Consider the following 22,891-nt stretch of genomic DNA (forward strand, 5'->3'; position numbering starts at 1 on the left):
TTATGGACAACATCGATCGTATTACTGAACTGGAACTGGGGTTGTTTGAGCTGCGCCTGAAGGCTGTCACCTGCAAGCCCCTGCGTCAGTCAGCGTTGTATTGCACTGAATGCGGCAATGATATCCCTGACCGCCGGCGTAAAACCCTGCCGGGCGTGCAGCTGTGTGTGGGATGCAAGGAAGTGACTGAAGTGCGTGATCGTAATTTCGGAGGGCGCGCATGAAAAATTATCGTGCGGTGTTACTGGCTACCTTGTTCGCCCTGCCGGCATATACAGCGGCGGCGGTACAGGACGACCAGCAGTTTATCAACGACCAGCTTCGCGCCGGTGAGGCAATGCGTCATGCGCCGGTGCCGGATTTCTTAAAATCGCTGCCCGCCAACCCGGCGCTTGGCGCCCCGCAGCAATCGTTTATCGAGGGCTTGAGATCTGACACGCCGCAGGCCATGCCGGAAAAGCCGGTGCCGCAGGCGCTCTATTTCGTATCGTTTTCGATGCCTGAAGACGGACTAAAAGCCCTGGTGCTGGAGGCTGACCGCCTGCGCATTCCGGCCACGCTGCGCGGGCTGATTAACAACGACTTTCGCCAGACCGCGAATGCGGTACTTAAACTGGTGAACGACGATAAGCGCGGCGGCGTGCAGGTTGACCCGACCGCCTTTAAAACCTACGCGATCACCGCAGTGCCGGCACTGATCGTGACCTGCAACGGTCACTATGACCGCGTGGGTGGCAACATTGCGCCGGTGCAGGCGCTGCGCAAAATCGCCGAATCAGGTGTCTGCAGCGCGGTGGCGAAACAACTGCTGACGGCGGCGGGAGAATCGCTATGAATAAATGGGTGACCGTTCTCCTGTGGTGCGCATTGCTTTTCGTGATGGCATCACTTTTTTGGGTGTTATCCGCTAACGCCAATGACCAGTACAACGCCGGTTCGGGTTATGCCGGCAGCATTAAAGACAGCAGTGGAAAAACCATTACGGGTTTTGACCCGTCTGCTGCATTACCCAACTACACGGCAAATCCCACCGAATCGGGCTACTACGGCGGCGTGACGGCGGGCAGTACCAACCTCGATACGCAGGGTAATCAGGCGCTGGCCACCAGCGAGGCGGGCAAGGCCATCACCGACTCGATACTCAATAACCCGAAAGATCCCATTTCGAGGGATGCGCCGTTTATCAGCGCCGGTACCGAGGCGCAGGCTAACGCTGAAAGCGTCACTGATGGCTCGTTTGACGGCTGTGAGGCGCAGCAGGTCAGCAAAACCGAGTACACCACGCATATCTGCGAGCGGGATATTAACGTGACGCGCACCTGTACCCGCGATGCCACCATCATCGGGCAATATTACCCGGTCAACGTGCAAAAAAGCCTGCGTATCACAGCATTTTCCTACAACAAAGAGAGCGGGCACCTGCGCGCCGACTTTGTCTCACCGGTCACCGGCACGGTACTGGCCGCCAGTTTTGACTTTGTTCGCGCCGTCTCGACCGGCGGCTACACGCAGTCTACGACAATTTCGCTGCTGGGCACGTCGGCGACGGTGCCGAAATACGGCAATGGCAACTACGGGCTAAACACCAAAAATTACGCCCTGACGGCCGGGCAAACGCAGAGCGTTTATTTTGTGGTGAACCAGAGTCAGCATCAGGACACGTTTTTAAGCGCCATGCTCGACAACCTTAAAAGCGGAACAACGACCTTCGTGCTCAACATGACCGTGATGGTTCAGGAGCAGGAGTGGCGGGGACAGCCCAGCTGGCCGGGTGCCTGTGCGCTGTCGCAGGAAGTGGGCGCGGCACTGGTCAGCAGCACTTGTTCCGTGGGCGGCGGCGAACGTCAGATTGTGGTCGACGGCGTTGCGCACAGCGTGTACAGCGACTGCTGGCAGTACACCGACACCTACCGGACGCAGGAAGCCGACGCAGGCACCTGTGCCACTTATGCCGCCAATTCCGCCTGTACGCTGGCCACCCAGCAGTGCGCGTACTATCTCGACGGGATTTGTCTGCATCAGAACGTGACCTACAGCTGTGAAAAGAAAATCACCGGCACGGCCATGCTGTGTGGCGGGGAAGTGTTTTGTTCGGACGGCTCCTGCGCGCAGATCGTGGGTGGCCAGAGCGACAGCTTCCAGAAAGCCGTCTCCCAGCTCGCCGCCGTCGCCGCTGCGGGTAAAGATGTCGCGGCGATGAATGACGTCAATGTCAGCGCCTTTACCGGTCGCGGCCAGTCGTGCCGCAAGGCGGCGGTCGGCTTTAACAACTGCTGCAAAGCGTCCGGCTGGGGCAGCGACGTGGGGCTGGCCAACTGCAGCAGCGATGAAAAGGCCCTGGGAAAGGCGAAAGAGCGCCTTCTGACGGTGGATGTGGGCGAATACTGCAGCAAAAAAGTGCTGGGCGTGTGTCTTGAGAAAAAGCGCAGCTACTGCGTATTTGACTCCAAGCTTGCCCAGATTGTTCAGCAGCAGGGACGTCAGTGGCAGCTGGGGATCGGCTTTGGCTCAGCCGAATCCCCGAACTGTGCCGGCATCAACGTCGCGCAGCTGCAGGCGCTGAACTTCGCCATCATGGATTTTAAAAACTTCTATGCCGACCTGGAAAACGGCTCCGCCATCCCGGACGGTGACGCCCTGGCTGAGCGCATCAAAGAACAGGTTGCGGCGCAGATGCAGCAGGCGGGAGGCGGAAAATGAGACATGCACTCTGTCTGCTCATTCTGCTGGCTGCAACGGCGCAGGCCAACCAGCCGGCGCTGAATGATTCGGTCGGCTGGCACTGGTACAACGAGCCGCAGGATGAAGATGAATCAGAACTGACAGCGCCGGCACCTGTCATGACGCCGTCAGAGCAAAAAGCGCAGCTGCAGCAGGCGACGAAAGCCGCGCTGGACACCGCCATTTTGTACCCGACGCCGCAGAACTTTAAGCGCTATATGACATTGCAGAATTTCTGGACGGGCAAGGCGGGCGAGTTCAGCCAGTCGGCGAAGCAGGCCATGCTGATGTACCCCGAACTGGACTACAACCTCAAATTCAGCCACTACAACGGCACGGTGCCCGCGCAGCTGCAGGCCGATCAGGTGAAGGCGAAAGACGCCATTGCAGCGCTCACCGCCGACCACGGGCTGTTCTTTTTCTACCGGGGTAAAGAGCCGCGCGACAGCCTGCTGGCCAGCGTGGTGAAAGACTTCTGCGCCGGGAACGGGATCAGCCTGATTGCTATCAGCGTGGACGGGGCGATAAGCCCGACGCTGCCGCAAAGCCGCACCGATACCGGTCAGGCACAGAAAATGGGGATCCGCTATTTTCCGGCGCTGTTTCTGGTCAATCCGCGTGATGAAAGCTATCAGCCGGTGGCCTACGGATTTATCACGCCCGATGACCTGTCGAAGCAGTTTTTAAACGTGGCCACCGGCTTTAAGCCGAACTTTTAAGGGACTAATCATGATGCGTAAACGTATAAAAACGGCCTGCTTATCTGCGCTTTTGCTGAGCCTCACCGCGCAGGCGTCGACCAGGGATGACATCCGGGCGATAGAGGCAGCTAAAGGAAATCCTTCCACGTCAGCGCCGGTTGAGCCTGCTAAATCCGCTGTGAAACCGGCCCGCTGGGCAACACTGAGTAACGGTCAGCGCGTCAACCTGAACGACTGGAAAGTCGTGGTGTTTATGCAGTCCACCTGCGCGTACTGCCAGCGGTTTGACCCGATGCTAAAAGCATTTTCGGAGGAAAGCGGCCTGTCGGTGACGGCGTTCAGCCTCGATGCAAAAGGTGACGCGGCATTCCCGGATGCGCTGCAGGCGACGCCGGAGGTTATGGTGCAGTTCTTCACGCCGGGCATGCCGGTGGCCACGCCAACCACCTTTCTAGTCAACGTCCACACGCTGGCCACCTATCCGCTGTTGCAGGGTGCGGTGGACAAACCGGCGCTGGCTTCGCGTCTGGATGAGGTGTTTCAGGTCGCGATGAGCGGGAGAGTGAAATGAGGTTTTCATTCTTCAAAAACCGGCCTGGCAGTCAGCCAGACTCGCTGCTTAAGACGATTTCACTGTATGTGATATTAGCCGGACTGCTAATTCTGGTTGCCGTCGGCCTGTCTTTTGGCCTGTGGGGGTTCCTGCACAAGCCGCTTCCCCTCGGCTTTTTTGTGGCGGGTGTGACCGTCACTGCTGCGGGATGTGCTGGACTGATGGTGGATGATGCGATGCGGGTTATTACGTGTCAGTGGCGTAAATACAACGCACGCAAAGGTGGCACACGATGAAGAGAACGACACTCACCTTTCTTATCGCCTTGCTGTTTGCCACACCTGTTTGTGCGGATGTGAACAGCGACATGAACAACTTCTTCGGCAAGCTGGGCTTTGACGGCAACACTTCAAGGCCGCAGGTCTGGCAGGGGCAGGCGGCGGGCTATGCCAGCGGTGGCTCGATGTATATGCGCACCTCCGTACGGCAAATCCAGATGGTCTCCCTGTCATTACCCAGCATGAGTGCCGGCTGCGGGGGGATTGACGCCTATCTCGGTTCTTTTTCACACATCAACGGTGAGGAACTGCAGCGCTTTGTGAAACAAATCATGGGCAACGCGGCGGGCTACTTTTTCGACCTTGCCCTGCAGACCACCGTCCCGGAAATGAAGCAGGCCAAGGACTTCCTGCAAAAGCTGGCCTCGGATGTGAACAGCGCCAATATGTCGAGTTGCCAGGCGGCGCAGGGCATCGTCGGCGGGCTATTCCCGCGCACGGCGGTGAGTCAGAAAAAGGTGTGCCAGGACATTGCCGGCGAAAGCAACCTGTTCTCCGACTGGGCAGCGTCACAGCAGGGCTGCACGGTGGGCGGCAGCTATGACAGCGTCACCAACAAGGCCAGCGACAAGACCAAAGATCAGGTCATGAAAAACAAGAACGTGATGTGGGATGCCATTAAAGAGAAGGGCATGTTCAGCAGCAATCAGACGCTGGCCGAGTTTGCGATGAGTCTGACCGGCTCACTGATTTATGACGCCAACGGGCAGATAAAAATCCTGTCTCCGATCACCACCAATGAGGACGTGCTGAAGGCGATGATGAACGGCGGCAGTGCGAACATCTACGCCTGCGACAGTAGTGATTTGTGCCTGAACCCGAGGCTGACCAGCATCACTATCAGTGCGGGAAATTCCATGAACGGCCAGGTTATCGCCCTGCTCAAAGGCATTCAGGACAAGGCGGTGAGTGATGACCCGCTTTCTGTGGCTGAAAAGGGTTTTCTGGAAGCGACCAGCATTCCGGTGCTGCGCTATCTGGTCGACCCGCTGTCGGTCAATATCGGCCCCGCCGTGGTGTATCAGCTGGCTGACTACATCGGCTACGACATCATGATGCAGTACATGAACGAGATGATTAAGCAGGTCCGCACGCTGATGGGGGGTAAAAGCTATCCGGGTGAGGTGGCCGACCAGCTCGACAAAAGCCTGACCCAGGCGACCACGCTGATTGCCGAACTACAGACGCGGGTGCAGATCAAACAGGATGCGGTGATGGCGGTAGAAAGGCAGATGAGTTATCTGCGCCAACAGGTCTCAAGCCGTCTTATTCAGCGCTATCAGGGCAACTACCGGTTTACGGGAGAATAAAATGGACGTTATTTACACTATCAGCGGCGGCGCATGGTTTCGGGATTCACTGAATGCCGTTGCAGCCTTTACCCAGTCGGATACCGGCCGCAGTCTGATGACGATTGGCACCGTACTGTCTGTCGTGACCTGCGCCGTTGCCTGGATACGCACCCACGATATTTTCACACTGGTGAAATGGGCCATGATCCTCACGATTATTAACGTGCTGATAAATGTGACCCGGCCGGTACAAATCATCGATGCGACCAGCCCGCATGAAGTCTATCAGGTGGATAACGTCCCTGTCGGACTGGTACTGCCGGCGACGATGATCACCACCGTCGGACACGGTCTGGTGGCCGGATATGAGTTCTTTATGCATCAGCCCGACGCGCTGGCCTACAGCCAGACGGGGATGTTGTTCGGCGCGACGCTGGTTGGCAGCAGCACGGACTATGAGTCGGTCAGTGCGGAACAAACCGACATGTTCGCGGACTATGTTCAGAATTGCGTGGTCGGGGACATGCTGCTCAATAAGAAATACAGCATGAACGACCTGATGAACAGCGCAGACCCTTATACGCTGATCTTCAGCAAGCCCAGCCCGCTGCGCGGCATGTTTAACGAGGAGGGCAAGTTTATGACCTGCCAGGAGTCGGCGGCCATCCTGCAGAAGATGATGAACACCGACGCCAGCGTCGGAGGCACCACGTGGACGCATTATATCCGCAAGTATCTGGGCGACAAGCCTGAGCGGGCCGCGCTGTACAGCCAGCTGATGGGTGACAGTTACCAGTATTTTTACGGCGCAGGCAAAAGTGCCAGCGAGATTATGCGTCATAACGTCACCCTCAACGCCCTGCGTCACGGCTTTGCAGGCTATGCGGCGCGCAACGGGGATACAGCCAGCTTAGTTAACCTGTCGGCGGAGTCCTCGTTTGCCAAAATGCGCATGTCGCAGGCCACCAGTGCCAGCATCGCCACCCGTACGCTGCCGGTGATGCAGACGGTGTTGACCGGCGTGCTGATTGGCCTGTTCCCGCTGCTGCTGGTGATTGCCATGATCAGCACGCTGTCGTTTGAGGTTATGAAAGGCTACATGTTCACGTTCGCATATCTGCAGAGCTGGCCGGTATTGTTTGCGATCCTGAACAACGCCATGAATTCGAATCTGCAGGAGAAAACCAGCGGTATCGCGGTGACGCTGTCCAATCTGTCAGAAAGACAGCAGATGTTCTCCGATGTCGGTACAACCGCAGGCTGGCTGGCGTTGTCCATTCCTTTCCTTGCCTTCTATCTGGTTAAAGGGCTGGGCAACGGTGTGTCGCAGGCGGGCAGTTATCTGGGTTCCGCCATGCAGAGTTCTGCGTCGCAGTCCTCTTCACAGGCCGTGGACGGCAACTGGTCGTTCAACAACATGCAGACGGATAACGTGCAGGGCGGCAAGTGGGACACCAACAGCAGCCACGCCAGCGGGCAGATAACCAATCAGACCGGCACCGGCGCACTGGTCACGCAGACCGGGGACGGGGGGACGGTCTACAACACGACCAGCGCGATGTCGAAATTGCCGATGGATATCAACTTTGGGAAAGCTGAGAGCAGTGCGGCGCAGCGTTCTGCCCGTGAAAGTTTGGCTGAGTCCCAAAGCCACCTGTCGGGGTACAACCACTCGGTGAACAGTGCTTTCAATCAGGTGAAACAGTTTGCCTCACAGTCTGGAAATAGCTCTACGCTGACGCTGGGGGCGGACACCTCACATGCACGTCAGATTACGGAAGGCAGTAGTATCATGGCGTCACAAGCTAAATCTTATGCTGAGCGAAATCATATCAGCGAGAATCAAGCGTTTAGTGAATTACATGAACAAGCTGAACGTCTTCAGAAGGGCTACGGTATTGGGGGAAGTATTGGATTTGATTCCAGCCGACAAGTTGCAGGAAAAATGGCAGGATTTGCTACCGGCGTAGCAGTTAAAGGTGATCTACATGGAAGTATTGACAAAACAAAAACGGATGGTGATTCGCATAATACTCAAAAATCTTCATCAAGCGCTACAGATAAATCGGAAGATAAAACTAACCAAGAGGTCTTAAACTTTAAGAAAGGCATGGACATGGTCACCAGCGCTCGGACTTCTGAATCGGGTAGTCACGCTGATAATTCGTCCAATTCTAAGCTTGAGCAGCTGAGTGCCACATTGACTGAGGCCGACAGTCAATACCAGCAATATACCGACAGTATGACCCGAAGCCACGAATACAGCCAGATTGCTTCTCAATCTGAAACCATGAGTGCTCAGACCCAGAGTAATTATGCGCAGGAGTTTGTGGGCTATGTTCAGGCTCAAGCACCTGAGCGTGCAGAGGCAATACTGACCAATACGGCCAGCCCGGAAATACGAGCAGACCGGGAACAGCTTGCAGAACAATTCATGAAGGACAAAGTGCATTCCCGTGTTGAAGGGAATTTCGAGGCGAATCGGGCTTCTCTTTCTGATGGCATGCCTGATGGGGGACATGTAACCATCCATCAAGGCAGTAATGCTTATCAACAGGGGGAAAGGGAAATTCAGTCCAGATCTGATTCCTCTGCGATCCGCACTGATAACAGCGGTCGTGTAGATACCATGATTGGGGACACAAATCAGAGCTTTACATCGTCACAACTGGAGATAAATACAGCAAAAGATGGTATAAATAGTGACCGGAAGGGGTTGAGTCAGGCTCACCAAATGGCCGAAGGTAAATTTGCAAGTGGATACTCGGAAGCGACTGAACATCCGACAAAAAACAACCCATCTTTAGACGAGGCCCAACGTAAAATCGACAAAGCCTCTAATAAATTTGGCGTGGAGAAATAAATGGAGGGAGCCATGAAAGTAACTCATGCAATGATTAGAGATGATGTGGATAACATAGTTCGGGTTTTGAAATCATCGGAGGGTAATATCCCATCGTTTTTTTCAATATTCGTGCCTGGATTAAAAGTATCACTATGCACCATTGTTTTTCAGGCGATATCTTTTATACGGCCGATCATGGAAGGTATGCCGTTGAACATGTTTACTCTGTTCCCATTACTTTTCTCGACTTGTCTCGCTATTTTTATTTTTTTTACGTCATCATCAATAATGGGACGGTTTTTGTCTTTGCCTCCTGAGGTTAGAGAGAACAGCATGGTTATTAGGTTTTATTCTGCTCGGGTAAAAATGTATCTTTACGTTTGGTTGCTAATGGGATTGGCGGTTGCTTTATTTACCTGTTTGTTAAATCTAGACCCTGAGGTTACTTGTATTACTCAATTCGTGAGTTTGATAGTTTTATACTTCATTAGTACTATAGATTTAGGAAGGTATGACTTTTCAATATTTACGTCTGCGATATCCGCATGGCGGGGGAAGAAACCTGACGGTACGCTTAAAAAACCCGAGTAAACACTGACTGAATTTGACTACTAAACCTCACGTCACGGCGTGAGGTCTGGCCCTCCCTTTGCCTAAGGATAAGGTATGAGCTTTAACTCCCGCGACTTTACGCAGGGCGGGCAGGTTGCGTTTATGCGCCTGCGGATGTTCCTGCAAATAAACCACATCATTTCGTTTTATATGATTATGTCGTTCCTGATCATTACGGTTGCGACATTATTTATTCGCATGAGCACACAGAACATCATGAATGGGCTGATGTATTGGTATGCCACAACAATAGCACCGTTCCAGAAGCACATTGTTAATCCGACGGTTTACCATCTGGATTATTACGGCAAAAAACTTAACTACACTGCGATGCAAATAGTCAGTGATTCCTACACTTCATATTGCGGACAACTGCTGAAGCAGGAAATCATTATTTCTGCGCTGATATCGCTGGTTATGGTCTTTATCGGTACAGGTGTATTTTTCTGGTATCTGGGCCACCTGGGTAAAAAACAGAGTGAAGATGAGATCACCGGCGGCCGCGTATTAAATATCGACGCGAAAGCTGTCGCCAGAATGATGAAAAGCCGCGATCAAGCATCGGATATTAAAGTCGACGATCTGCCGATTAAGAAAGACAGCGAAATTCAGAACTTCGGTATGCACGGCACTGTGGGTTCCGGTAAATCCACGCTGATGCGCAAATTTCTGACCTACCTGCGTGAGCGCGGCGATCTGGTCATTATCTATGACAAGGGCTGTACCTTCGTTGAAGAATACTATGACGCGTCTAAGGACATCATCCTTAACCCGCTAGATGCACGATGCGCTAACTGGGACATGTGGCGTGAATGTCCGACCTTACCGTCGCTTGAAAGCGTTTCTACCACGCTTATCCCGATGGGAGCATCTGAAGATCCGTTCTGGCAGGGTTCAGCGCGAACTATCTTTTCTGAAGCAGCGCACCGTATGCGTAAAGACCGGGAACTGAGCTACAACAAATTCCTGCGCACCCTGTTGGCCATCAAGCTCGACAAGCTGCGCGAGTTTCTCGCTGGTACGCCTGCCGCGACGCTGGTGGACGGGAAAATTGAGAAAACGGCTATCTCGATCCGAAGCGTACTGACCAACTACGTGAAGGCCATGCGCTATCTGCAGGGCATCGACCGCAGCGGTAAACCCAAATTCACCATCCGTGAATGGATGCAGGGCACGAAGGTTGGTGCCAAAAATCCGTGGCTGTTTATCACCTCTAACCAGCAGCATCATGAGTCGCTCAAACCGGTCATTTCCATGTGGCTGAGCATTGCCGCCGACAGCCTGCTGTCAATGGGTGAGAACCGCCACCGGCGCGTCTGGTTCTTCTACGACGAATTGAAATCGCTGCACAAACTTCCAGTTTTGCCTGAAGTTATCGCCGAAGGACGTAAATTCGGCGGATGTTTTGCCCTCGGGTTTCAGTCTTTCCCACAGATAGAAGAACTCTATGGTACCAAGGCTGCCGAGGCGATGTTTGACCTGCTCAACACCAAGTATTTCTTCCGTTCGCCGAGTGCGGCCGTGTCCAAATTTGTCGCAGAAGACATCGGTGAGACCGTGCGTAAAAAATTTAGCGAACAAACCAGCTTTGGTAATGAGTCCGTGCGTGATGGTATCTCGTTCGGCAAGGAGGAGGAACGGGTCAATATCGTCAGCCATACCGACGTGCAGAAGCTGGAAGACCTGGAGTGCTTCGTCACGCTGCCGGGCGATTATCCGGTGGTGAAAATGGCCCTGAAGTACCAGAAACTGCCGAAAGTCGCCGAGGCCATCCTGGAACGCGATGTCGAATCCAGCCTTGACCCGGAGATAGAAGAAGACCTCGAAAGGCGTGGGGCGGAAGAAAGCATGATGGATGCGTTATTCAGCCAGCACGCACCGGTCGAAACACCGCCAGTTGCGACGACACTGCCTGCAACTGCCGCCGTGATCCCCGCAGGCAGTCAGGCCAACATGCCGCCTTCGCCGGTTCCCGCAAGCACGGGAATGAACATGTCCTCCGCGCCCAGGGTGACAACACCTGTCGCTGCAGCAGTTGCGGCGGCAGAGACTGCTGAGACGGCATCCGCCGGTGGCCGTGATGAAGAAATCGATATTGAGCTTCCCCCTGGCATGAGCGAAGACGGCGAAATTGTTGACTTTGACGCTTATGAGCTGTACGCCGCCCAGTCCGAAACGCAGGAAGCCACCCGTCGTGAAGAAGTGAATATCAATCATGCCCGTCATGAGCATGAAAAAGATGACGACGGAGGGTATTTATTATGATGAGTATCAGCACGATAGCCGGGGATGCCGGTTATTACTCAAGCCAGGATAATTACTACGTACTCGGCAGCCTCGAGTCCCGCTGGCTGGGGGAAGGCGCTGAAAATCTGGGCCTGTCCGGGCAGGTGCTGGACGCCGAGATGAACGCCATGAAACACGGCGTATTGCCGGACGGCTCGGTGCTGTCGCGCGTTGAAAACGGGAAAGAGACACACCGGCCCGGCTATGACCTGACGTTTTCGGCGCCCAAAAGCGTATCGATGATGGCTCTCATTGGCGGCGACCGGCGGTTTATTAACGCGCACAACCGTGCGGTTGATACCGTCATGAAAGAAGTGGAGGCGTTGGCCAGCGCGCGCATTACCGAAGGTGGCCAGACCCAGACCGTGCTGACCGGCAATATTGTTGCCGCGCTGTATAACCACGATACCTCCCGCGACTTAGACCCGCAGCTGCATACCCACGCGCTGGTGTTTAATGCTACCGAAGCTGACGGGAAATGGCGGGCGCTGGCCAGCGACACCAAAATGAAAACCGGCTTTTCCGAGACGATGTACGCCAACCAGATAGCGCTGGGCAAAATCTATCAGCATTCCCTGCGTCAGGACGTGGAGAAAATGGGTTTTGAAACCCGCGATGCCGGGAAAAATGGCCTCTGGGAGATAAAGGATGTCCCGGTTGAGCCGTTTTCACAGCGTCATAATGCCATTGTCGATGCCGTAGGCGCTGACGCGCCCCGGCATGTGCGCGACGTTGCCGCACTGGATTCACGCAAGGCCAAAGTGGCCTCCGACCCGCTGGTGCTGGTAGCAGAATGGAACGAGAGGCTGAAAGAAACCGGGTTTAACCTGCCGGACTTTGTCGGACGGGCGAAGGCGCGTGCGCTGCGCGGCGCAGGCGTCAGCGAACCCGCCGGCGTTGCCCCTGACATGGCCACCGCCATAGGTAATGCCATCTCCACGCTCAGCGACAGCAAAGTGCAGTTTACCTATTCCGACATGCTGGCCAAAACCGCGTCGCAGCTGCCTGCTGAACCCGGACTGTTTGCCCGCGTGCGCGACGGCATCGACGCGGCCGTTGAGCAGCAGCGTCTTATCCCGCTGGATAAAGAGAAGGGCATCTTCACCTCTGATATTCACCTTCTCAATGAACTCAGCGTGCATCAGCTGGCGAAAACCGCGATGCAGGAAAACCGCGTACTGAGTTTTCCAGAGCGTGCAGTGGAGCGCTCCCGTTCCTACGCCGATGCTTACTCCGTTCTTAGTCAGGATAAATCGCCGGTGGCCATTCTCTCCGGGCGTGGCGGGGCGACCCAACTGCGTGACCGCGTCACCGATGCGGCCATCATGGCCGGTGAGAACGGGCGGGACGTGGTCGTCCTTGCGGCAGATAACCGCGGACGGGATTTTCTCTCCCTTGACCCGCAGCTCGCCGGAAAGGTGATGTCGCGCAGTGCCCTGACCGCCGACATGACGCTGCCGCCTCAGAGCACGCTGGTTGTGGCTCAGGCAGAAAAGCTGTCCCTGAAAGAGACCCTGCTGATCCTCGAAAAAGGCCAGGCGCAGGGGGTGCAGATGCTGTTCATTGACTCTGAGAACCGCACCGGCACCGGTAACGCGCTGTCCGTACTTAAAGACGCCGGCGTGCCGCAGTACCGGTTTTATGACGGTCAGAAAACACTGACCACAGTAGTCAGTGAGAGCGACAAACGCCAGCGGTATGACCGCCTAGCACAGGACTATGCTGCGCTTATGGCCGAAGGTCAGCCGGTGGTGGCACAGGCCAGCGGTCGGCGCGAACAGGCGCTGCTCAATACGGCTATCCGGGCAGAACTGCATGCGACCGGCCAGTTGGGCAAAGACGAACGCCAGATGTCCGTTATTCAACCGGTCTGGCTGGACGGCAAAACCCGCACCCAGCGCGACACCTACCGCGCAGGCATGGTGATGGAGCAGTGGGACAAAGACACCAAAACCATGACGCGATACAGCGTCGACCGCGTCACCGACAGCACCAACACCCTGCGTCTGGTTTCAGAGAACGGCGAAGTACGTGTTGAGAAAATCAGTGGTCTCGACAGCAGTTGGAGCGCCTTTGTGAATAAAACGCTGCCGGTCGCCATCGGGGAGCCTCTGATGGCGGTGGGCCGCGAGCTGGAAGGTAAAATCAAAGCGCGGGACGGCCTGACGGTCACCGGCTTTGTGGACGGTGGCATCGTTGTTGGCAAAGGCGAGTCGTCGCTGGTACTGGATACCTCACGTGCTCTTAAGCTGGCCTCTCCGCTGGTGGAGGGGCTGGGTGCGAGCGTCAGTGATAACCAAGTGGTGCTGGCCGCCACCGGCACCCGCGACCTCAACACCGCCGCGCTCAACCAGCTATCCCGCAGCGGGTCTAAGGCGAGGATTTACACCGCACTCCCGCAGGACAGGGCGGAAAAGAGGCTGGTCAGCAATCCCAACTTCAGGGTAGCCAGTGAGCAGGTGAAGGAAGTAGCCGGTGAGCGAAACCTCGATGCTGCCATGCTGAAAAACCGCGACTCTCTGAACACACCGGTAGCGCAGTCGGTCATGCTGGGCCTCAGCCAGGCGCAGTCACATAATATCGCGTTCAGCAAAGCCAACCTGATTTCCGCCTCGCTCGGCTGGTCGCCGGACGTGACGGTGTCTGAGGCCAGCGCTGAAATCGACCGGCAGGTTAAAAGCGGTGACCTGATCAGTCTGTCACCCGTCGCCGGTGCCGGCAGTGGTCTGATTGTGACGCGCATCACCTATGAGATGGAGAAATCTATCATCCGCACCGTCGCGGAAGGCAAAGGTGCTGTCGCGCCGCTGATGGACGCCGTGCCGGAGAAATACCTCGCCGGGCTGACCGGCGGTCAGCAGGCCGCGACCAAACTTATCCTCGAAAGCCCCGACCGCTTTGTGGCCATACAGGGTTACGCCGGCACGGGTAAAACCACCCAGTTTAAAGCCGTGATGGCGGCGATAGGCAGCCTGCCTGAAAAACAGCGACCGCAGGTTATCGGCCTGGCACCGACCCACCGCGCCGTACATGAGATGCAGTCGGTCGGCGTACAGGCGCAGACGCTGGCGTCATTTCTGAGCGAGGAGCGTCAGAAGAACCTGGCCGGAGAGAAGACCGACTACGGCAATACGCTGTTCCTGGTGGATGAGTCCTCGATGGTGGGCAACCGCGACATGGCCGAACTTTACCAGCGCATTGCTGATACGGGCGGGCGTGCTATTAACAGCGGCGACGTCGCGCAGTTGCAGCCTGTTGAACCCGGCCAGCCGTTCCGTCTGCTGCAGAGTCGCAGCCCTATTGATACCGCCGTGATGCAGGACATTGTGCGTCAGACTCCTGAACTGCGCCCGGCTATCTACAGCATGATCGAAGGTGATGCCAGAGGCGCGCTGGAGAAAGTGGAAGCCGTGTCGCCTGCACAAATCCATCGTAAAACGGAGGCGTGGGCGCCGGCCTCCTCGGTCATGGAATTCAAATCACCGGCAGACGATCGTCCAGGCGCAGATCTGTCTTCCTTAAATGAACCCGCAGACGTTATCGACGCGATCACCCGTGATTTTGCAGGGCGTACGCCACCTGCGCAGGCTCAAACGCTGGTCGTTGCACACCTCAACGCCGACCGCCATGCCATTAACCAAAGTATTCACGATGCGCTGAAGAAAAACGGTGAGCTGGGCAGGGGCGAACTGACGCTGACCGTGCTGGAGCCTGCGCGCGTCCCGGAGAATGCGCTGCGTAAAGCCGGCGGTTTCAGTGCCTACCTTGGACACGTGGCCGTCATGAACAATCAGCATATGACGGTCAGCGATGTGGATATCGGGCAGGGGATGGTTACGCTGAACGATGCGTCGGGTAAACCCACGGTGATTTCCAATTTTGAAAACAGTACGCAGGACATTTCGCTGTATGTCCCCCGCGATATCAGCGTCAGTACCGGCGACCGCATGCGTTTTACCCGCAGCGATAACGAACGCGGCTATGTGGCCAACAGCCAGTGGCAGGTGAGCAAGCTGGAAAACAGCGGCCGGATTACGCTGACTAACGGTGAACAGGAAAAAGTACTGGAGCCGGGGCGCCTGGTCGAAGATGGGCATATCGATCTGGCCTACGCGGTCACGGCGCACGGGGCACAGGGTGCCAGTGAGCGGTATGTCATTACGCTGGAAGGTACTGAGGGTGGTCGTAAACGGATGGCCACGCGGGAATCGGGTTATGTGACCTTGTCGCGCGCAAAGGAGCACGTGCAGGTCTTCACGGATGACCGTGAGGGCTGGCTGAAACAGCTCGACCGGCAGGCCGGTCGCCACTCTGCGCATGATCTGCTGCACTATGACACCGACCGTGCCGCGCAGGTGGCAGAAAAGCTGTTATCCACGGCAACGCCATTACAGGACACCCCGCTCGGGAGAAAGCTTCTGCAGACAAGCGGTGTGGAAGCTGGCGAGAGCATGGCGAAATTTATCGCCCCCGGGAAGAAGTACCCGCAGCCCCATATTGCACTGCCGGTCTGGGACAGCAACGGTAAACGCGCCGGTGTCTATCTCGATGAGGTGCGCTTTATGCCGCAGGGCGGCGGCGCGTGGCTGGACGGTGCGCCGCGAGTCATGGGCAGTGATGATGCCCGGTTTGCCGGACTGCAGGTCAGCCGGAATGGCGATACCCACGTCGCCGGCAATATTCAGGAAGGATTGGCGTTAGCCCGTCAGCATCCGGACAGCGGTGTACTTGTCCGACTTTCTGGCTCTGGCATTCCTCACAACATTCCCCGCATCACTGGCAGTCATCTGGCCACGGACGATGAAGTCCTTCGTCAGGCGCAGCAACCGGAAAACGAACCTCTGCCATTTATCCCTTCAGAAGATGAGAAGAAGCAGGCTGCGCTGGATAAAGCAGCACAGGCGGCTGTCATGTTACCGGAGGAAGAAAAACTGCGCCTTGCCGCTGATGCTGTTCGTGCAGAACAGGCGAAGTCATTACCTGAGCCAGACAGCAAGGCACTGGCTGAAGCCGCAGGGAAACATTCCGATCCTGCGGATCTTAGTCAGGATCTTGCCGTCTTGCAGGTTGCAACTCAGCAACGGTCGGCGACAAAACTTCAGCAACTGGAACGCGAAATCATCATTGAAAAAACGCTCGGTGAGTGAATTACAAAACTACCGGCCGCTGACTGGCAGCGGCAGTGCTTAAAAGGAGGCAGACAATGACAAAGATGGATTTTTTACTGCAACTACGGCGTTGCACAAAGCTGCACACATTAGAGCTTGTCACCAGTCATCAGAGGGAGCGACTGCCTCAGGAATGGGTCAATGAGTTTGAGCTGGCAGCCGATCATCGGCGGGCTGAAATCATCAACGGCAGATTGTTTGACCGGATACCCAAAGCCGTCTGGCAACAGGTTGACTGAAGACGTGGCAGAGCTAGGCAGTTAATGGAATCTTATGTCAGGGAAGGGTGAACGCAATATGAGTCATATAAAGCAGGAAGGGCCGGCAGGTGGCACTGCTGAATTCAGGGAAGAAACACCGGTTAAAAACAAGCGCGGTGAGTCTAACAAACTTCGCAAAGGGCGCTCCAAAATTCACCGGCGTCACACGCCTAAGCTTTGCTGTGCCGTTCCAAGAGGGACCGCGTCGAAAGTGGTGGCTCGCGTTCAGAACCACGACTGGCACCGCAATCTGGATCTTATCGCTCTCAGGCGCAAAGGTTATGTTCCCTACACTAAACGTAACAATCCAAATTTTGTCCCGAAACCCATGCGCATCAGGGCCAGGCAAGAGATCCGTGAGACGCTGACGGTTCTTTCCATGGCGATGGCCGCGCATTGTGACTATAACCCCGACAGTGACTACTGCTTTGAAATCATGATGCCTTTTGAGCAAATTGCAGCAGCGGCAGGGATGCTGCATGTCTATGAGAACGGGCGGAAAGCCTATGACAGTCCGCGGGAAGCGTTGTCTGTTATGGAACAGCTGGAATATGTCATTGTTGACCACGACAAAGATCCGGATGCTGGTCAGAACAAGCCGATGCGGATCTGGCTGGCCGATAAGTTTTTTACCTCGCGGGGGATCGCCGGCGAAGAAATTAGAGAGTGGCTCGGTAAGTTTAAATTGTGGGCGCTTAAAAAAGGGCTGACAGAAAGCCTGCGTAAAAAGTACGAGCACCATTTATTGCGCCTTGAGGCTTTCGGCCTGGACCTTAAAAGAAAACATTCCTTGCGCAACCGGCTGAAGCAAATCAAACGGTGGGTTGTCAGCCCGGATCTCGATGAGCTTAAGCAGACTGTTATGGCGACCCTTGAAGGTGAGCTGGAAATGCGGGTAAATAAAGATAATGCACGCATCGATCGTTTACTTGATGACAAAGACATCCAGCTACGGGCACTGAACAGAAAGCGTAAACAGCAGCATCCGTATTACAGAGCCTGGGTTCAGTGGTCAAACAGTGTCATGCCTCATGAGGCAATGACTCTCGAAACGTCATTCAGGCATGCACACCCGGGACTGGTGAGTTCTGAACCGGAAATGTATTACCGGTTATTGCTCGAGCTTGCCAATAACCGTTAACTCTCCCGAGTATGGACATCTCCTTCACCGTGCTGACAGCATGGGGACTGCTCACATCCTGATCCCACCTATATACCCGCATTTCTTAGCTTTTATCTGTTAACACCGTTATCGACCGATAAATTCCGCAAATTTTGCCTTCAAAGTGACGCATATCCACTCGGTAAACGATGAATCCCCACATGTACGAAAATTAACTTCGTCGACGGTACGACTTCAGTCATTAACTTCGAACGTAATTTCTGAACAAAAGAAGCCCTTTAAAAAGGGAGTGTTTTCAGTGCGGTATTGAAATCCGCACTTCAAAACAAAGTGAGTTCCACCCTTCACTTCGTTACGGGCAGTAAATCTGCAGCCTAAACGCGATATAAGGTTTACTTGACAATATAAGGTTTCATGCCTTATATTTTATCTTAAGTTGATGCTGCAGCTTCAAAGGAATGACATGACCAGAGTCGAATGGACAAAGCATGCTCTTAAACAATTGAAGAGCATCCCGGGAAACTACCAGAAAGCAATCAGTGAAAAGATATCCCTGCTGCAACGCTATCCTGCCTTAGTCGCTAACCTCGATATAAAAAAGATGGCAGGTGGAGAAGGGGAGTTCAGGATGCGTGTCGGAGACTACCGGGTCATTTACAGAATCAAAAACGGTGAGCCGGTTGTGATCACAATTCAGCGTATCGCTAGAAGAACATCGACAACGTACTGAGCCCATAGCATTAGACGTAATCCAGACTGGAGTTTTCTATGAACCACATTCAATTTATAACTGATGAACATGGCGTAAAACAGGCAGCTGTCATTCCAATTGACTTGTTTGAGCGTCTGATGCAACAAGCCGATCTTGATGAGCTTTATGAAGACATCACCGTTACTCCGGGTAAGCATGATGATGCACAGATCCCAAATGAAGTGGTTGAAATCATGCTGAGTAAAAATGTCACCATCCAGGCCGCCTGGCGTATTTACCGTGGTCTGACCCAAAAGGATGTTGCCGAAAAACTGGGGATTAAACAGGCCGCTGTATCTCAGTTCGAGAAGTCCGAGAATCCACGAAAAGACAACATCGAACGTCTGGCTCAGTTGTACCAATGCAAAGTTGAACAACTCACCATGGACTGATGTTGTCAGTCCATTCGTTTATCTGCCTATCTTATTAGTTACAACATTCACATCACCCCCTTTATCTACGCCGTGCAAATCTGAGGCTCCCGAGCTGACCCTGAACATCGCACCGTGCACAGCGGTAACCCCTGAGCGGAACCCGATCGCCCTGAAAAGCCGCGCCGCCCCGGCCAAAGGCCGGGATCAGTGCCGCTTTAATAGACGGATGTTGTAACTACTACATTGGTGTTGCTGTGAGAATGTCGGTTTGGGTTGTGGGGAACACGCCCGTAAGCGCCCAAAGGGCGCCAACGCGGAGATACGCCACGGCTGCGACCAAGGCCTTGCCGTGACCACTCCGACGGCGTACCTAAAGTTCTGTGGAGGTTTTACGTTGGTTAAGTCTGGCAGGCAGAGTGGGAGATTGAGGATACCCGGGACAGATGATCGTCGGTTTGCCAAGAAGATTTACTGTCGACTGCATGCCCTGGCGGGCATAAAAATCTGCACTGGACGTTATTTTAAACGCTCACTGGCCAACTGATAGACGTCACTGCGTTCTCTTTTACCAACGGCTACGACTGCGATAATCAGGAAGTTATCAATTACTTCGTAGACTAAACGGAAGCCCGATGCGCGCAGTTTGATTTTATAACACCCGGGCATCCCGCGAAGTTTGGCCGAAGGAACATGAGGATTTTCGCAACACTTTTTCAGTTTCTTAGCAAATTGTTGTTGAAGCGCCTTATCAAGCTTGTCCCATTCTTTGGCTGCAGATTCACGAAACTTAATCGTGTATGTCATGCAAAATGGTCCAAATCCACTTCAACCAGCGCCTCTTTGCATCGCTCACTAACCAGCTTAATTAATTCCTGATCATCCAGCGCATCTAGCATTTGTTCATATAATTTTGCGGGCACGCAATAAAATGCAGGTTGGTTGCGGTTCAGGATGGCCACAGGATACCCGTCACCTGCCCCTACAGTTCCCATGGGATTTTTTTTTAGTTCGCTGATGCTCGCACTGGTGTCGCTAAGAATAATATTTGGCATGTTGCCTCCTGACTAAGACCTTTTGACAGCTCTTAGTCTAAGGGATGAAAAGACCTATTAACAGGTCTTTTTACTTAAACCACCTATTATAGTTACCAGTCACTCCGTGACGAAGTAGTCTTCTCACTATTTGAGACTGTTACCCGGCACGTGTATGTACCGGTGTGTATCTATGAAAATCCGGGCACTACGCATTTTACCTTTACGGATGAACTACATGGTCGTCTCTCATCACTTGAGGGGGTTAACTCGGTCAAGATCTCAGACGTCCCGGATATTACCCATGTGATTAGGGCGCTGGAGCTGAAGTAATCTCTCCGCAGGACTGGCAGTTTACCGGTCCTTTTGAAACAATTACCGCGATTTTTTACCCGCCGACGAGTCTGAAAAAACCAGTAAGGGGGCCGCTTGGAAAACGGAAAATATCCTACGCTAACCCAGTGACTTAAGCAGGTATGACGGTCCGATTTGTGCCAAAAGCAGACGTTGCAAAGACTTAGTACGTTAAGTACATAGCGCGCTGACCTTATGTTAAGGCCAGCCATAGCAGTTTTTCGTGAGTTGTAATCAGGGTAAAGGGAGGTCAGAACGATCCCCGCGTGTCGTCGGGTGTGAAATTACAATAAATTCTACGGGAGACTCAGTATCGTTTCTGGCTTGATGTTTCGACCCTGGGGGAATTTCCAGCCCCTGCTGGGCCTTAATATTATGCGTTTCACCTTCCAGTTCCATTGAAAGAATACCGGTGAGAACAAAGAAAAACTGTCTGGAAACGGAGTGAAAATGTCGCTTTTCAGAAGTACCTGGGGGCATTTTTTCATGAATAACTAGCATGTCCTGGCGGTTTACTAGATACCAACCGTCACAATTGTCGGCCCAGACATAATGCTCTGCATTATCCTTTGAAACCATCATACTTCTCCTTTAATACATATGACTATCTTTCAAGGTATTAGGGGTTTTATACCAAGAGATTCTATCAATTTGCAACAGGTTAATATTTGGTTAATTCCTTAAGTCATGAATGTATTGGCATCGGGCATATAAACAGGATCGTAATGTCCGTTGTTCGCTCATTGCGGACCATGCAGCGAGCAAGTCCGCTCCGTGCCAAAAGCGGAAGCTGGAGTGCCAAAGACTCTCTAATAGTGGATGGGTAGTTTTGCAGCGGGGTTTACATAGTGCTTCGCTTGCTGCCTTTTACTTAGGTTCTGACGAATAATTCTTCATATGCAGTTCATTAGTAATATAAGGAATATTCTCTTTTTTTTGTTTCTCACCTTCATATCTAACCATAAAGGCAAATGAAAATATTGCTGAACGGGTAATCTGAATCAACTGACCGAAATGGTGAATAAACTCATCCTCTTTGATAAAAAGAATATCTTTAATCAATTTATAAGACTGGTAAAGATCTTCTGCTTTATCACTTTTGTGTACCACCAAAAATTTATGTTCTAGACCATTGCGCCACTCTTTATAAAAAGCCAATTCGCCACCTTTATTTTTATTCAGGTCAGTAGCAATACTGTATAATGCTAAAAGTCCAGGTGACTTTATATCCTCAAACCGTTGTCTTCTGTTATCAACGTCTAACTGCCAGAAGCTTTGAAAATAGATATTTTTCTGTAACCCGCCATTCTTTGCAGGTGGATAAACTTTGTGAAGTTCACAGATACATACCGCAATCTTATCGAGAATACCAAAACACAGACGAAATGCCGTTCTGATCTTCTCAATATCAATACCTAAGATCTCGTCATTATGTAACTCTAGAAAATGGCATTCTTCTTTAATTTGATCCGTATCCTGAGGGAAAAGGTATTCAAAATAGAGATGGCGGGCAAGTGAAAATTCCGATTTAAAGCGGTTTAACGCCATCTCCATTGGAATAATAAAATCACCGGTTACACCAGAAGAAGAGATGACAAGATTATCGGTGGCACTCCCCACACAGGGGCAATAAAGACCGTGCTCGGACAGCGTCAGATGATTTATTAGGCAGAATTGCCTGTATGCACTCAATGCGTCAAACTCCTGCTGCGTGAGCATGTCATCATGCTCGTCCGTTTCGCCGTCTGCTGATATACATTTTTCTATTTTATCATTTGTTTGTTCTATGCGTCCAAGATAGAATGATTCCCATTGCGGAGGGATTTTTTTGGAAACAGATGCATTAATATAACCTTTTCGTATCTCCTTCAATTGCATAATGGAGTATGAAGATGAAACAAGGTTTAGCTCAATGAGCGCGGCAGAACGATTGACCCAAGACTGTGGTATATCTAATCCCTTGCGATTAGTGAGATCATAATATCTCAGTGCCTCACTAAGTCTAAATTGGCTTCTTAGCGAATTGGCCAGATTAACGGACAGTTCCGCCTGAAACTCTTCGCTCTCTTGTGAGGAGAATCTAAAGGCTCGCCAGTAGATGTTTTTTAACGAAACAAGTTCTTCTATTGACTGAAATGTGTGGTCGCGAGGATTATCGACACTTATCTTATTAGACAAGGCATTACCATAATTATAATAAAAATGGCTCTCTCCTTGTACATGCGCTAATGCTTCCTTGTTATCATCCATCAGCTTAAAACCAAGCTCTGCTGCATTTTTATGGTTGCTCATTTGCCCAATATCAACAAGACCGCCAGCCACATTCCCCAGCACTATAAAATAATTTTCACCTTTGACCGTTATTTTTCCCAGTTTTTCCAAGAATACAACGGATTGCTGGTATGCCAGGTCAAAATCACCACAATCAACCAGTCGGTGAATATTGAGGCTTTCATCTACAAGTTCTTTTGTAATCATGATT

At 53.0% G+C, this 22,891-nt stretch carries 18 protein-coding genes and 1 pseudogene; 15 read left to right on the forward strand and 4 right to left on the reverse strand.

All coding sequences use genetic code 11. From position 1 onward, the window contains the following. The first annotated feature begins 2 nt into the window (after positions 1-2). The 14 genes from CWS43_RS23675 (at position 3) to CWS43_RS23745 (ending at position 19,042) form a co-directional block, all read left to right on the forward strand. Entirely contained in the window at positions 3-224 is a 222-nt protein-coding gene (locus CWS43_RS23675; protein ID WP_101079608.1) for a TraR/DksA C4-type zinc finger protein, read from the forward strand. After that, complete coding sequence (gene trbC, locus CWS43_RS23680) at positions 221-835, forward strand: type-F conjugative transfer system pilin assembly protein TrbC (protein ID WP_101079610.1); 615 nt, start codon at positions 221-223, stop codon at positions 833-835. Before CWS43_RS23675 ends, trbC begins: the two co-directional genes overlap by 4 nt. Continuing rightward, positions 832-2,700 carry a type-F conjugative transfer system mating-pair stabilization protein TraN gene (gene traN, locus CWS43_RS23685; RefSeq protein ID WP_198555917.1) on the forward strand — a complete coding sequence of 623 codons (1,869 nt, stop codon included), beginning with the start codon at positions 832-834 and terminating at the stop codon, positions 2,698-2,700. Before trbC ends, traN begins: the two co-directional genes overlap by 4 nt. Next, positions 2,697-3,440 carry a type-F conjugative transfer system pilin assembly protein TraF gene (gene traF, locus CWS43_RS23690; RefSeq protein WP_101079612.1) on the forward strand — a complete coding sequence of 248 codons (744 nt, stop codon included), beginning with the start codon at positions 2,697-2,699 and terminating at the stop codon, positions 3,438-3,440. Before traN ends, traF begins: the two co-directional genes overlap by 4 nt. Before the next feature lie 10 nt (positions 3,441-3,450). Then, positions 3,451-3,993 carry a type-F conjugative transfer system pilin assembly thiol-disulfide isomerase TrbB gene (trbB, locus tag CWS43_RS23695; protein ID WP_101079614.1) on the forward strand — a complete coding sequence of 181 codons (543 nt, stop codon included), beginning with the start codon at positions 3,451-3,453 and terminating at the stop codon, positions 3,991-3,993. After that, the gene (locus tag CWS43_RS23700) at positions 3,990-4,271 is read left to right on the forward strand and encodes a hypothetical protein (RefSeq protein ID WP_101079615.1); all 282 of its coding nucleotides are present in this window, start codon (positions 3,990-3,992) and stop codon (positions 4,269-4,271) included. Before trbB ends, CWS43_RS23700 begins: the two co-directional genes overlap by 4 nt. Further along, positions 4,268-5,623, forward strand: coding sequence for a conjugal transfer pilus assembly protein TraH (gene traH, locus CWS43_RS23705; protein WP_101079616.1), 1,356 nt, complete (start codon positions 4,268-4,270; stop codon positions 5,621-5,623). Before CWS43_RS23700 ends, traH begins: the two co-directional genes overlap by 4 nt. A 1-nt stretch (position 5,624) precedes the next feature. Then, positions 5,625-8,468, forward strand: a complete 2,844-nt coding sequence (gene traG / locus CWS43_RS23710; RefSeq protein ID WP_101079617.1) for a conjugal transfer mating-pair stabilization protein TraG — start codon at positions 5,625-5,627, stop codon at positions 8,466-8,468. Between the two features lie 648 nt (positions 8,469-9,116). Further along, positions 9,117-11,327: a type IV conjugative transfer system coupling protein TraD gene (traD, locus tag CWS43_RS23720; protein WP_101079619.1), complete on the forward strand. Its 2,211-nt coding sequence runs from the start codon at positions 9,117-9,119 to the stop codon at positions 11,325-11,327. Continuing rightward, complete coding sequence (gene traI, locus CWS43_RS23725; RefSeq protein WP_101079620.1) at positions 11,324-16,495, forward strand: conjugative transfer relaxase/helicase TraI; 5,172 nt, start codon at positions 11,324-11,326, stop codon at positions 16,493-16,495. Before traD ends, traI begins: the two co-directional genes overlap by 4 nt. Before the next feature lie 56 nt (positions 16,496-16,551). Next, entirely contained in the window at positions 16,552-16,755 is a 204-nt protein-coding gene (locus tag CWS43_RS23730; protein WP_101079621.1) for an Hha/YmoA family nucleoid-associated regulatory protein, read from the forward strand. A gap of 58 nt (positions 16,756-16,813) precedes the next feature. Continuing rightward, positions 16,814-17,917, forward strand: a complete 1,104-nt coding sequence (locus tag CWS43_RS23735; RefSeq protein WP_232777181.1) for a Replication protein — start codon at positions 16,814-16,816, stop codon at positions 17,915-17,917. A gap of 445 nt (positions 17,918-18,362) precedes the next feature. Continuing rightward, positions 18,363-18,629 carry a type II toxin-antitoxin system RelE/ParE family toxin gene (locus CWS43_RS23740; RefSeq protein ID WP_101079622.1) on the forward strand — a complete coding sequence of 89 codons (267 nt, stop codon included), beginning with the start codon at positions 18,363-18,365 and terminating at the stop codon, positions 18,627-18,629. Between the two features lie 38 nt (positions 18,630-18,667). Then, on the forward strand, positions 18,668-19,042 hold the full coding sequence (locus tag CWS43_RS23745; RefSeq protein WP_101079623.1) for a helix-turn-helix transcriptional regulator: 375 nt from the start codon (positions 18,668-18,670) through the stop codon (positions 19,040-19,042). Positions 19,043-19,540: 498 nt separating this feature from the next. Here the strand turns inward: CWS43_RS23745 and CWS43_RS23750 are convergent, their stop codons facing one another. Both CWS43_RS23750 and CWS43_RS23755 read right to left on the reverse strand, forming a co-directional pair. Next, positions 19,541-19,828, reverse strand: coding sequence for a type II toxin-antitoxin system RelE/ParE family toxin (locus CWS43_RS23750; protein WP_101079624.1), 288 nt, complete (start codon positions 19,826-19,828; stop codon positions 19,541-19,543). Then, entirely contained in the window at positions 19,825-20,076 is a 252-nt protein-coding gene (locus CWS43_RS23755; protein WP_101079625.1) for a type II toxin-antitoxin system Phd/YefM family antitoxin, read from the reverse strand. Before CWS43_RS23755 ends, CWS43_RS23750 begins: the two co-directional genes overlap by 4 nt. A 90-nt stretch (positions 20,077-20,166) precedes the next feature. Between CWS43_RS23755 and CWS43_RS27850 the strand changes: the two are divergent. Continuing rightward, positions 20,167-20,352 (forward strand): annotated as a pseudogene (locus tag CWS43_RS27850) (dihydrodipicolinate synthase family protein); the annotation flags it as partial. A gap of 291 nt (positions 20,353-20,643) precedes the next feature. Here the strand turns inward: CWS43_RS27850 and CWS43_RS23765 are convergent. Continuing rightward, complete coding sequence (locus tag CWS43_RS23765) at positions 20,644-20,988, reverse strand: cupin domain-containing protein (protein ID WP_101079626.1); 345 nt, start codon at positions 20,986-20,988, stop codon at positions 20,644-20,646. Between the two features lie 288 nt (positions 20,989-21,276). After that, entirely contained in the window at positions 21,277-22,887 is a 1,611-nt protein-coding gene (locus CWS43_RS23770; RefSeq protein WP_101079627.1) for an LA2681 family HEPN domain-containing protein, read from the reverse strand. Positions 22,888-22,891 lie beyond the last annotated feature (4 nt).

Source organism: Rahnella sp. AA (assembly GCF_002834385.1).
Taxonomy (GTDB): domain Bacteria; phylum Pseudomonadota; class Gammaproteobacteria; order Enterobacterales; family Enterobacteriaceae; genus Rahnella.